General features: G+C 52.2%; 12 protein-coding genes. All 12 read left to right on the top strand.

The annotated features are described in order from the left end of the window. The first annotated feature begins 26 nt into the window (after nt 1-26). The 12 genes from ACRQU7_RS14630 to ACRQU7_RS14575 all read left to right on the top strand — a co-directional run bounded on the left by ACRQU7_RS14630 (nt 27) and on the right by ACRQU7_RS14575 (nt 12628). Nucleotides 27-629: a DJ-1/PfpI family protein gene (locus tag ACRQU7_RS14630; protein ID WP_444641520.1), complete on the top strand. Its 603-nt coding sequence runs from the start codon at nt 27-29 to the stop codon at nt 627-629. A 237-nt stretch (nt 630-866) separates the two neighbouring features. Then, on the top strand, nt 867-3413 hold the full coding sequence (locus ACRQU7_RS14625; protein ID WP_038325421.1) for a glycyl radical protein: 2547 nt from the start codon (nt 867-869) through the stop codon (nt 3411-3413). A gap of 52 nt (nt 3414-3465) precedes the next feature. Next, the gene (locus tag ACRQU7_RS14620) at nt 3466-4386 is read left to right on the top strand and encodes a glycyl-radical enzyme activating protein (RefSeq protein WP_444641519.1); all 921 of its coding nucleotides are present in this window, start codon (nt 3466-3468) and stop codon (nt 4384-4386) included. Between the two features lie 28 nt (nt 4387-4414). Next, nucleotides 4415-5203 (top strand): propanediol utilization microcompartment protein PduB, encoded by a 789-nt coding sequence (gene pduB / locus ACRQU7_RS14615; RefSeq protein ID WP_038325420.1) that lies wholly within the window; start codon nt 4415-4417, stop codon nt 5201-5203. A gap of 30 nt (nt 5204-5233) precedes the next feature. Beyond that, nucleotides 5234-5512, top strand: coding sequence for a BMC domain-containing protein (locus ACRQU7_RS14610; RefSeq protein ID WP_141825982.1), 279 nt, complete (start codon nt 5234-5236; stop codon nt 5510-5512). A gap of 152 nt (nt 5513-5664) precedes the next feature. Beyond that, nucleotides 5665-6408: a hypothetical protein gene (locus ACRQU7_RS14605; protein WP_444641518.1), complete on the top strand. Its 744-nt coding sequence runs from the start codon at nt 5665-5667 to the stop codon at nt 6406-6408. Nucleotides 6409-6495: 87 nt separating this feature from the next. Further along, nucleotides 6496-7347 (top strand): BMC domain-containing protein, encoded by an 852-nt coding sequence (locus ACRQU7_RS14600; RefSeq protein ID WP_444641517.1) that lies wholly within the window; start codon nt 6496-6498, stop codon nt 7345-7347. Between the two features lie 29 nt (nt 7348-7376). Further along, nucleotides 7377-7643, top strand: coding sequence for a EutN/CcmL family microcompartment protein (locus tag ACRQU7_RS14595; protein ID WP_444641516.1), 267 nt, complete (start codon nt 7377-7379; stop codon nt 7641-7643). A 70-nt stretch (nt 7644-7713) separates the two neighbouring features. Next, a complete protein-coding gene (locus ACRQU7_RS14590; RefSeq protein WP_444641515.1) occupies nt 7714-9084 on the top strand; it encodes an aldehyde dehydrogenase family protein in 1371 nt (456 codons plus the stop codon). 9 nt (nt 9085-9093) lie between these two features. Beyond that, complete coding sequence (locus ACRQU7_RS14585; RefSeq protein ID WP_444641514.1) at nt 9094-10215, top strand: 1-propanol dehydrogenase PduQ; 1122 nt, start codon at nt 9094-9096, stop codon at nt 10213-10215. Between the two features lie 85 nt (nt 10216-10300). Then, the gene (locus tag ACRQU7_RS14580) at nt 10301-11599 is read left to right on the top strand and encodes a sensor histidine kinase (protein ID WP_444641513.1); all 1299 of its coding nucleotides are present in this window, start codon (nt 10301-10303) and stop codon (nt 11597-11599) included. Then, a complete protein-coding gene (locus ACRQU7_RS14575) occupies nt 11600-12628 on the top strand; it encodes a response regulator (RefSeq protein WP_038325415.1) in 1029 nt (342 codons plus the stop codon). The last annotated feature ends 4 nt before the right edge of the window (nt 12629-12632 follow it).

The raw sequence follows: 12632 nt of genomic DNA, 5'->3' as shown, positions 1-12632 counted from the left end.
TACCTGTGGGTCGGAAGGAGAAAAATATGGACAAAATTCAGAAAAAAATACTGATTCTGGCGGGGGACTTTACAGAGGATTACGAGGTGATGGTTCCTTTTCAGACCCTTGGCGTGTTCGGGCTTCAAGCCGAGGTGGCGTGCCCGGGCAAAAAGGCCGGGGAATCCATTAAAACGGCCATCCATGACTTTGAGGGCGACCAGACCTACACGGAAAAGCCGGGGCACCGGTTCGTACTCAACGCCACCTTTGCCGGACTGCAGATCGAGCAATACGCGGGGCTCTATCTGACGGGAGGGCGCTCCCCGGAGTATCTGCGGCTGAACGACGAGGTGCTGGACATTGTACGGTATTTTATGAAGCTGAGCAGGCCGATAGCCGCCATCTGCCACGGGGTCCAGCTGCTGACCGCGGCGGACGTGGTGCGGGGCAGAAGGCTTACGGCGTACCCGGCGGTCCGGCCGGAAGTGGAAATGGCGGGGGGGATTTATATCGAAAAGCAGGCGGATGAGTCGGTTGCGGACGCCAACCTGGTGACCTCTCCCGCGTGGCCGGGAAATACGGCTATTTTGAAGGATTTTGTCGATCTGCTTGGAATTTCGGTTTCCTTTTCAATGTCGGATTTTTGAGAAAAGAAAATTTTTCTGTAAAAACAATAAAGGTTTCACAGACGATAAAGTTCCGAAATTTTTATGGATATTTCATAAAATGTACTTGTTTTAAAAAGCATTTTGGTTTCAATTTTACATTGTTTGAGTCTGGATAGTATTGTGCGGTCAAGCAGAGGCGGGTATATAATCAAACAAGAAATCGGACTTCGGTGTTTAAAAATTCGTCGATCAAATTTTTTTAAGGAGGTATTTAAAGTGATAGAAAAAGGATTTTCCAAACCAACGGCAAGGGTTGAAAAGCTAAAGAAAATGATTTTGGACGCAACCCCTTATGTTGAGTCGGAAAGAGCGGTTCTGGTTACGGAGTCTTATAAGGAAACGGAAGGACTTCCCCCGATTATGAGACGCGCCAAGGCGGACGAGAAGATTTTCAACAATCTTCCTGTTACCATCCGTGACGACGAGCTGATCGTCGGCGCCATCACCAAGCATCCCCGCTCAACGGAAATCTGCCCCGAATTTTCCTTTGACTGGGTTGAGAAGGAATTCGACACCATGGCCACAAGGCTGGCGGACCCGTTCGTGATTCCGAAGGAAACCGCCCAGGAGCTGCATGAGGCCTTCAAGTACTGGCCCGGGAAGACGACAAGCGAGCTTGCTTCTTCCTACATGTCCCAGGAAACAAAGGACTGCCAGGCAGCCGGCGTATTTACGGTAGGCAATTACTTCTACGGCGGCGTAGGCCATGTGTGCGTGGACTACGGCAAGATTTTGGAAAAAGGCTTCCGCGGGATCATTGCAGAAGTGGTTGACGCCATGATGAAGATGGACCTGTCGGACCCCAGCTACATAAAGAAACAGCAGTTCTACAATGCTTTGATTATTACTTATAATGCGGCCATCAATTTCGCCCACAGATATGCCGATGAAGCCAGAAGGCTGGCTGCTTCGGAAACAAATTCCACAAGAAAGGCCGAGCTTCTGCAGATCGCCGCCAACTGCGACAGAGTGCCGGAAAACGGCGCCCGCAATTTCTATGAGGCCTGCCAGTCCTTCTGGTTTATCCAGAGCATGATGCAGATCGAGTCCAGCGGACACTCCATTTCCCCGGGCCGCTTCGACATGTATATGTATCCGTATCTTGCCGCAGATAAGAACATCTCGAAGGAGTTCGCGCAGGAACTGGTCGACTGTATCTGGATCAAGCTCAACGACGTCAACAAGACCCGCGACGAAATTTCCGCTCAGGCGTTCGCAGGCTACGCGGTGTTCCAGAACATCGGCGCAGGCGGCCAGACGGAGGACGGGCTGGATTCCACCAATGACGTTTCCTACATGATGATGGAAGCGTGCGCACAAACAAAACTGCCGGCGCCTTCCTTCTCCATCCGCGTGTGGCAGGGAACCCCGGACGAATTCCTCTACAGGGCCTGCGAGCTTGCCCGTCTCGGGCTGGGCTTCCCCGCAATGTACAATGACGAAGTGATTATTCCGGCGCTTGAAAACAGGGGCGTATCCCTGGAAGACGCCCGCAACTACTGCATCATCGGCTGTGTGGAGCCGCAGTGCCCGCACAAGACCGAGGGCTGGCACGACGCCGCGTTCTTCAATGTCGCCAAGGTTCTGGATATCACCATCCACGGCGGCAAGGCCGGCGACAAACAGCTCGGCCCGGTCGTCCCGGATATGAGCCAGTGGAAATCCATCGACGAGTTCTACGATGCATTCAAGAAGGAAATGGCTTACTTCGTAAGGCATCTGGCGGAAGCCGACAACTGCGTCGACCTGGCCCATGCGGAAAGATGCCCGCTCCCGTTCCAGTCGGCTATGGTTGACGACTGCATCAAGCGCGGCAGATCCGTACAGGAAGGCGGAGCTATTTACAACTTCACCGGCCCGCAGGCGTTTGGCATCGCCGATTCCGGCGACTCCGTCTATGCGATGGATAAGCACGTGTTCCGCGACAGAGACATCACCGCCGCCCAGCTGAAAGAAGCTGTGGACGCGAACTTCGGCCGTCCGGTTGGCGAAAAAACCTTTGGAGCGGATCCCTGCAGCAGCACGGCGGATGCCCTTACGGAGCAGAAAATCTATGAGGCCGTCAGGAAGGTCCTCGGCAATTCCAGCAATATCGATATGGCCGACCTGCAGAAGATGTGCGGCGTAAAGGATACCTGCGCAGCCTCCTCCGGCAGCGGCGACTATGAGAATATTTTCCGGCTGATGGACAACACGGAATGCTTCGGAAACGATATTGACGAAGTCGATATGGTTTCCCGCAAGATCGCCAGAATCTACTGCGAAGAGGTTCAGAAGTACACCAATCCGCGCGGCGGCCAGTTCCAGGCGGGCGTATACCCGGTATCGGCCAACGTGCTGTTCGGTAAAGACGTCGGCGCGCTGCCGGACGGCAGACTCGCAAAGCAGCCTTTGGCGGACGGCGTATCGCCCAGACAGGGCAAGGACGTAAAGGGACCCACCGCGGCGCTGAATTCCGTCGCCAAGCTGGATCACTTTATCGCGTCTAACGGAACACTGCTGAACCAGAAATTCCTGCCCTCCGCACTCGCCGGGGACACGGGGCTGCAGAACTTCGCCTCCGTTGTCAGAAGCTACTTCGACCACAAAGGCATGCATGTGCAGTTCAACGTTGTCGACAGGGATACCCTGCTGGCCGCCCAGAAAAACCCCGACCAGTATAAGGACCTGGTAGTACGCGTTGCCGGATACAGCGCACAGTTTGTCGTGCTGGCAAAAGAAGTGCAGGACGATATCATCAGCCGCACGGAGCAGACCTTCTGATTGCGATGATATTGCTCCATGCGCTGATGAAATGTAACTAAGGGAGTTGTAGGTGGTGGATTCTATCAATTATAGCGCATCGGGACTTGTCTTCGACATACAGAGGTTTTCCGTACATGATGGTCCTGGTATTCGCACGATCGTATTTTTAAAAGGATGTCCTTTGTCATGCCAATGGTGCTGTAATCCTGAATCCCAAAAGCTGAAACCGGTGATTACTTATCAGAAAATGCGTTGTATTCATTGTGGAAAATGTATCAAAGCCTGCAGGCAGGGAGCGATCGATCCAAACAACAAGGGCCTGATCAACCGGGAGCTTTGTATTGGATGCGGAGAATGCGCCAATGTCTGCCCCACGGGCGCGCTGGTGCTGAAAGGCGCCGGGATGACCGTGCAGCAGGTGGTGCAGGAGCTGAGAAAGGACGCGACGACCTACCGGCGCTCCGGCGGCGGAATCACCGTTTCAGGCGGGGAACCCCTGGTGCAGTCCGATTTTACAATGGAACTGCTCAGGGCCTGCAAGGAGCAGGGATGGCATACGGCAATCGAAACGACTGCGTATGCGGACGGCGAAGCGGTTGAAAAGGTGCTTCCTTATGTGGATTTGGCCCTGATGGATATCAAATCAATGAATCCTGAGGTACATAAAAAATACACGGGGGTAAGCAACGAGCTGATTTTGAAAAACGCCGTCAGGGTGTCCGAAATCACGCAGACAGTGATCCGGGTCCCCACCATCCCCGGGGTAAACGCCACGGAAGAGGACATTCTTGCAATCAGCAGGTTTGCGAAAACATTACACAATATCAAGACAATCCATTTGCTTCCGTATCACACCTACGGGGAAAACAAATACGAGCTTTTGGGCAGGGACTATCTGATGAAGGACGTGAAGACACTGACTCCTGATAGGATACAGGCATTAAAAAGCGTGGTTGAAGAGCAGGGCTTCGAATGTATTATCGGTGGTTAAAAAAATTTAATGAAACGGAGGATAGGCAATGGACCAGCAATTAATCAATAAGGTAGTGCAGCAGGTTGCCGATGAACTGAAAATAAAACCTGAGGAAAAAGCAGCGGAAGCCGGCACACCTTGCAGTTCACTGGGAGTGACAGAATTTGTGGGTACCTCTGTAGGCGATACGATCGGATTGGTCATCGCCAGCGTGGACCCGATGCTTGTCGACGTGATGAAGCTAGGTAAATACCGTTCAATCGGGATTATCGGCGGCAGAACGGGGGCAGGCCCGCAGATCATGGCGGTGGATGACGCCGTCAAAGCAACCAACACGGAAGTGATCACGATCGAACTGCCCAGAGATACGAAGGGCGGGGCCGGTCACGGCGACTTGATCTATATCGGAGCGGAGGATGTTTCGGATGCGAGAAGAGCGGTGGAAATCGCCCTGGCCAGCCTTCCGAAATACTTTGGCGATGTTTACGGGAATGATGCCGGACATCTGGAATTCCAGTATTCGGCAAGAGCCAGCCAGTGCCTTGAAAAGGCGTTCGGCTCTCCTCTGGGCAAAGCGTTCGGCATGACCTGCGCGGGCCCTGCCGCGATCGGCACGGTTCTGGCGGATGTGGCCGTCAAGGCGGCGAGTGTGGACGTGGTCTGCTACAGCTCTCCCGGCAACGGCGGGACCAGCTACTCAAACGAAGTGATCCTTATCTTTACGGGAGATTCCGGCGCCGTACGGCAGGCGGTCAGAGCGGCCAGAGATGTCGGTCTGAAGCTGCTTGGCGCGTTGGGCTCCGAGCCAAAATCAACCACTCATCCATATATTTAACACTAACGCTACAATGAAGGAGGTTTACACATGAACTCTGATGCACTGGGTATGATCGAAACACATGGACTCGTACCGGCAATTGAAGCAGCCGATGCCATGGTCAAGGCGGCAAACGTCACCCTCGTCGGCTACGAAAAGATCGGTTCCGGACTGGTAACGGTAATGGTACGCGGAGACGTCGGGGCCGTCAAGGCCGCGACGGACGCCGGAGCGGCTTCCGCCAAAATGGTCGGCGAAGTGGTCTCCATCCACGTCATTCCCCGTCCTCATTCGGACACTGAGAAAATTATCCCTCATATGGACTAATTCATCACCACTCAATTCTTCTTCCACACGTGACGGTGTAGGGCGTTAATGGTACGGAAGGGTCGGGGAATACTCTTCCCTGATTCCTTCCTATCATGACCGCCTTTTCATTAGTCAGGATCAAAAGCTCTGGAAAGCAAAGGAGGGGTACCGTGGAAATCAATGAAAACAATCTGTATCAGATCATCCTGAAGGTGATACAGAAAATGCAGGCCGAAAATTTGTTGCCCAATTCCTCCGTACCCGAACAGAAACTGTATGTCATCCTTACCGAAGGATGGAGAGAGGAATACCGTTCCTTTTTTGAAAAACTGAGGGACCGGCGCGAATACCGGGTCGTTACGGTGATTCCCCCTTCCATGACAAATGACTATCACATGAAAAAGCTCAGGGAATGCGAAGGCTGCGGCACCATTCTCAGGCGGGAGGAAGCCGATCTGGCAAAGCTACCGGACGGTCCGACCGTTTTCCCGGCCGCTTCGAGAGAGCTTGTAGTCAAAACCGCGCTGTGCATCGGCGATACCTTCGAGACAAAATGGGTACAGAACTGTATGGCGAACGGGCAGAAAATCGTGCTGCTGAAATCGGGTCTGGAACCGCTTACGGGGAAGGAACCCGCGGCGTATGCCGCCAGAATACGGGAATATTACAAAATCATCGCTCAGTACGGCATTGAAATCAAAGAGGAACTTTTTGACGGAAAACCGGTTCCCGAAAATCCCGGAATCACACGAGTCCAGCCGCCGCGTGCGGACAACGGGCGGAAAGTGATTACGGAAGGCGATATCGACAGGTTTACGCAGGAAGGACGGATCGTGCTGCGCCCGGGTGATCTTCTGACCGCTCTGGCGAAGGAGAAAGCGTCCCGGCTGGGCATTGAAATCGTCGGACAGTAATTTGAAAAGCAGAAAATCAGGTAATCAAATTTGATTTTGTTTACATTTTATATATTTTCAGAAGAAAAAAAGAAGTAAGGTGACAAAATGAAAAACGCATTGGGGTTAATAGAAATAAGAGGACTGGCAACGGCCGTTCTGGTAGCGGACACCATGGTGAAAACAGCGGACGTGACGATTATCCAGATCGAAAAAGCAAGAGGGCACGGCTGGATTACCGTGAAGATCACGGGCGATGTGGCAGCCGTAAACGCCGCCGTCAGCGCGGGCAAACAAGTCGGCGAGACCTTCCAGCACTATATTTCTTCCAAAGTGATTCCCAGACCTGCGGACAGCGTTGAAAGAGTATTTTGTCAGACTGAGAAAAAAGAGGACGGAACAACACCGCCGGATCAGCCGGAACCTCCCGCGCCGAAGACGCCTGAACCCGAACCGGAGCCGGAAGTTTCTGCAGCGCAGGAAATTCCGGAAGAGAAGCCGGAAGAGCCTCTCGGGGAGCCCTCCGTACCGCAGACAGAAGAACCTGTCCCGCCGGAGCCCGCACAGGAAGCGGCTGCAGTTCCCGTACAGGAAGCTGTTCTGACGGAGCCGGAAACGGTTTTGTCCGTGGAAGAAGTCCTTCTGCCCGAACCGGAAGCGGTTGTCCCGGAACAGGAAAACCCCGCGCCGGTGTCGGAAACGATTCAGAGGCAGGCAAAAACGGAAGGGGAAGCCCCTGCTGAATTCCCGGCAAAGGAAGAAAAGCCGCAGGATCCGCCTGCTGTTTCCGCAGCGGACGAACCGGCCGTTTCCCAGCCGGAAGCCAAAGCCAAACCGTCCGGCAGAACGGGGAGGGGAAAATCCGCTGCAGCGGGAAGCACAGGCCCCAAAAACACGGTAGTGAAAGAAAAGGGGACCAAACAGACTCCCAGAAAGCCAAGGGCCAAAAAAGAGAAATAATCCTTAAGAACTAAGGTCAGGAAAGGATTGTGATTACCATTTATATGGCAAAAGTGGTGGGCAATGTTGTTGCGACGCGGAAGGAAGAATCCCTGGTCGGCTTCAAGCTGATGATTATTCAGAAAATCGATTCCCAGAAGCACAACATCGGCTCCGAAGAGGTTGCCGCCGATTATGTGGGGGCGGGCATCGGGGAGTATGTCCTGGTCTGCTCCGGGTCGGCCGTGCGTGTTCAAAAGCATAATGTCTCCGTTGACATGGCCATTGTAGGCATTATTGATACGATGGATATTTAGAAACAGGCAGTGTCATATCCTGAATTTATTTAACTGAAAGCCTGAGAAATCGGGCGAAGGAGAGGTTAAGATGAATACTGCACAAATTGGAGAACTGGTGAAGAAATACCTGACCTGCAGCGATATGGTGAGAAGCGGAGTCTTCCGTTCGGTAAATGACGCCGTCGCGGTAGCGCAGGGGGCCTACACCCAGTATTCCAGGCTTACGCTGAATGAACGTCAGGAAGTCATCGATGCGATCAAAGAAGAGCTTTTGCCGCTGGTGAATGTAATCGCTGAAATGACGGCGGAAGAAACCGGAATGGGCAATGTGGAGGATAAGGTCAAAAAGCTCCTTCTGGCCATCCGGAAAACACCCGGCGTAGAGGATCTGATCACCGAGGTGAAAACGGGAGACAGCGGGATGACCCTGTGTGAACTGTCCTCCTACGGCGTCGTCTGCGCCGTGCATCCCTGCACCAATCCGTGCGCCACACTCATTAACAACACCATCGGCCTGCTCGCCGCGGGAAATGCCGTCGTGCATGTCCCGCATCCCAGAGCCATCAAGGTTTCCCAGTTCGTCACGGAAATGATCAACGTCGCCATCCGGGACACCTGCGGCATCGACAATCTGGTCGTCACGCTGGGGGATACCTCCATGGCGGTGACCCGCGAGCTGATGACGCATCCCGATATCTCCATGGTGGTGACTACGGGCGGCAGCGGCGTTTTGAGAGAGGCGCTTGCCAGCGGCAAAAAAGTGATCGGCGCGGGGCCGGGGAATCCGACCGCCATCGTCGACGAAACGGCTGATCTGAAGCGGGCGGCAAGGGACATCGTCGAGGGCGCTTCCTTTGACAACAACGTTATGTGCATCTCGGAAAAGAGTATCGTCGTCGTCGCGGCTGCCGCGGATGAATTTGTGGAAGAGCTCAAGAAAAACAACGTTTACTATATCCATAACGAGGAAGAAATGCTGAAGCTGACCTCCGTGACCGTCACACAGGACATGGGCATCAACAAAGCCTTTGAAGGGAAAAGCGCCAATGAAATTTTAAAGGCGGCCAAAATCCCCTGCAGTGAAACCGTCCGGCTGATCGTGGTCGACACTATTCAGCACCATCCGTTTGTCACGCTGGAAATGCTGATGCCGGTCGTCCCCCTTGTCAGGGTGGGCGACTTCGATGAAGCGCTGGAAACCGCCTTTGAAATCGAACAGGGGTTCCGCCACACCGCGACCATCCACTCCCAGTCCATTGAACGGCTGAACCGGGCGGCAAAGAAAATGCAGACCTCCGTCTTCGTCAAAAACGGCTCTTCTCTGGCCGGGATCGGCTACAATGGGGAAGGCGACACCAGCTTTACCATTGCGACGATCACCGGGGAAGGAACCACGACCGCAAGGCATTTCGCAAGAAGGAGAAGATGCACGCTGATGGACGCCTTTACCATTCGTTAGAAAGCGGGGATGAAATTGGAACGTATCTATCTGAGAACCAAGATTTATTACGGGGAAAACTCGCTGGAACATCTCGCGGACATCACGGGAAAAAGAATCTGGATCATCTGCGACCGGTTCCTGATTGAAAACGGGAGCATCCGGAAAGTGCTGGAGGTAATCGACAACAGCAACGAGGTAAAACTGTTTAACGGGGTTCTGCCCGATACACCCCTGACCGCCATCGGGAAAGGGGTCGCAATTTTGAAACAGTTCCGGCCCGAGGTCATGATCGCGTTCGGCGGAGGCTCCGCCATTGACACCGCGAAGGGAATCCTCTATTTTGCGCGCGAGATGAAGCTTGCCGCCGACGTGCCGCTGATCGCGATTCCGACCACAAGCGGAACGGGTTCGGAGGTAACGGCAGCAACGGTCGTGGTGGACCACGAGACCAAGAAAAAACATATCTTTTTCGACGACAGCATCTATCCCGACGAAGCGATTCTCGACGCAAAGCTGACGCTGTCGCTTCCGCCGGAGATTACGGCGAACACCGGCATGGACGTTATGACCCACGCAATGGAGGCCTATGTGGCAAAGGGAGCCAGCGTTTATACGGACGCAATGGCCGAAAAAGCCGTGGAGCTGATTATGAGATCGCTCCTGCAGTGCTACCGCCACGGGGACGACGAGCAGGCAAGGGTGGAAATGCTTCTGGCTTCCAGCCTGGCGGGCATCGCGTTCAGCATCGCGGGACTTGGCATGAGCCACAGCATCGCGCATCAGGTGGGGGGAACCTTCCATATTACGCACGGGCTTGCAAACGCCCTTCTGCTCAATGAAGTGATTCTGTTCAACAGCCTGGACGACCGGGTCGCTGCCAAATATGCGCAGATGGCCTACCGGACGGGTATGGTGGAAAGAAGTACAGACCCCAAGCTTGCCGTAGCGGTTCTTCTCGCCTGCATCACTTCCCTGAAAAAGCTGATGAATATGCCGCTTACCCTCAGCGCGTGCGGTGTATCGCAAGAAACTTTCGACCAATATGTCCATTATGTGGCCCAAAATGCGGTGCAGGACGGATGTACTCCAATGAACCCAAGGGGAATAACAGTGCAGGATGTCGAAACATTATTGAAAAAAATACACTAAAAATCCCCCAAGTCAAAGAATATATTATATAATATGGGCAGTGTGGTATTAGAGTAGTATATTCTTGATTTAGGAGGTTGCTTTCATGGATGAGTTCTTAAATACCAAAATTAAAGATTTGGTGCAGGATGAAGACAGTGTGTTCAACAATTTCGATATCAACCATCTTTTTGGGAAAGAGAAGCTAGAAGATATCCAGGAAAAAATTTCCAAAGCGACGGGCCTGGCGTTTGTCACGGTGGATTTTAAGGGGGAACCGGTCACAGAAATGACCTCTTTCACCGAATTTTGCCGTGAAATCAGGAGGAATGAAGGAGAAAAACGCCTTTGCTGGTCCTCCGATGCGTTCGGCGCGATCCAGGCCGCGGTGACACAGAAAACTTCAGTGTATTTCTGTCCCTGCGGGCTGATGGAGGTTGCCATTCCGATTATCGTCCGGGGGCACTACCTCGGAGGCTTTATCGGGGGGCAGAAAAGGTGCAGCGACGCCCCCTCGAGTGTATGCAGGCTGGAAACCGTGATGCACCACGCGGAGGACTATAAAGTCAGCAAGAGCGACCTGTTCAATAAAATACAGGAAATGTCTTACCAGCAGTTTGTCAATATAGCGGACATGATTTCCCTGATTGTCAATCAGCTTGGCGAAAAGGAACTGTCAAGGCTGATGCTCAAGGAAACTTTAAACAAGGAAATGGAAAGCTTGAGTGAGAAGCGAAAAAGAATGGAGCTGGAGTACAGCCTGAAGAACGCCGAGCTGACCGCGCTGCAGTCACAGATGAACCCCTCCTTTTTATTCCGGTGTCTCAACTCCATTTCCAATCTGGCCGTGATTGAAAAGGCCCCGAAGACCAATGAAATGGTGACGTTGTTCGCAGAGTTCTTACGGTATAATCTTATCAATACCAAAAATTCCATCTCCGTAGCGGATGAAATGGAAAATATTGAACGGTATCTGAAAATACAGAAGGTCCGGCTGGGAGAGCGGTTGAACTATTCCATTGACATTGCGGAAAATATACATATGCAGCGGATTCCGAAAGTTATTGTTCTTCCCTTTGTGGAAAAAGCGGTTTTTTACGGGATTGACCAGAAGCGGGAAGGCGGCACCGTGCGCATCTCGGTTTCCTACATGGACAGCGACGTGGTCATTTCCATAGAGGACAGCGGTCTGGGACTGAACGAGGAAAAAATTTCGCAGAGGTTCAAATCGTATAAAGAAGGCGGTTACGAAGGAGATACCATAGAAACGGGGATCTCCAGTATCAGACAGAGGCTGGTCAGTTCCTTTGGCCCGCAGTACGACGTTGTTATGCAATACAGCGAGAAAAGCGGAACAAAGTGTCTGATTAAATATCCAAAAAACTTTGATGAAAAGGTACTGTAAATGTATCGGGTAATGATTGCTGATGATGAAGAACTGATGAGAGAAGCCATGCGGATCATGGTGTCCGACGTGAGTGGCTTTACTGTCGTGCGCACTGTTGCCAATGGAGAGGATGCCGTAGAGGTTTGCAAAACGGAAAAAATCGATATTGTATTTATGGATATTATGATGCCGGGAATCTCCGGGATCGAAGCGAGCAAACAGATTTATACGAACAACCACAACATCACAATTTATATTGTTTCCGCCTATAACAATTTTGAGTTTGCGCGCGAGGCTTTGAAAGCGGAGGTCCGGGAATATATCTCAAAGCCGGTCACCGGGACCCTCATTAAGAGCCTGCTGGACGGCTACTCGGAATCCCATAAAAAATACGGAAAGCAGACGGACTCCCTTTTCTCCATCCTCAAAGAAAAAGATTTCAAAAAAATGTACTACCAGATTCCGCAGATCGTGAATGAAATTTACTCCGATACGGGCAGTGACACCGAACAGCTGAAAGCCACGTTTATGAAGCTGGGACAGAGTCTGATGAGCATGCTGGACTGGTTGAATGAGGGGCAGACAAAATGCGAAGAGCTGTTCCCGATGACGGAGGTTCTGCTCTCCGAAAAAAAGAGCCTGGAATTCTGGCTGTTCAATGTCATGAATTACATTTTCCAGCAGGTCAGCATTAAAAAGTACAAGGTGCTGGAATCCGTGTTCCGCTACATCGATGAAAACATCAAGAAGGATATCGGCCTGAATCAAATTGTGGACCACTGCAATATCAGTCAGGGGTACCTGAGCCGCATCTTTATGCAGCAAATGGGGGTAAGCGTCATTGAATATCTGCATATGCGGAAACTGACCATCGCAAAAGGGTATTTTTCCTTTACCGACCTAAACATTATCGACGTTGCGTTCCGCCTTGGCTATAACGAGAGCAGCTATTTCAGCAAAGTCTTTAAAAAATATGAGCATGTGACCGTGTTCCAGTATAAGAAATCACTGGCGCTGGAACAGGATAACGCTTTGAAATCAAGGTAGGGAA

Origin of the sequence: Caproiciproducens puteiluti (genome assembly GCF_052442865.1) — a bacterium.
Lineage (GTDB): Bacteria > Bacillota > Clostridia > Oscillospirales > Acutalibacteraceae > Caproiciproducens.
Note: the sequence above shows the minus strand (reverse complement) of the source record. Positions and strands in the feature narration are given on the sequence as shown.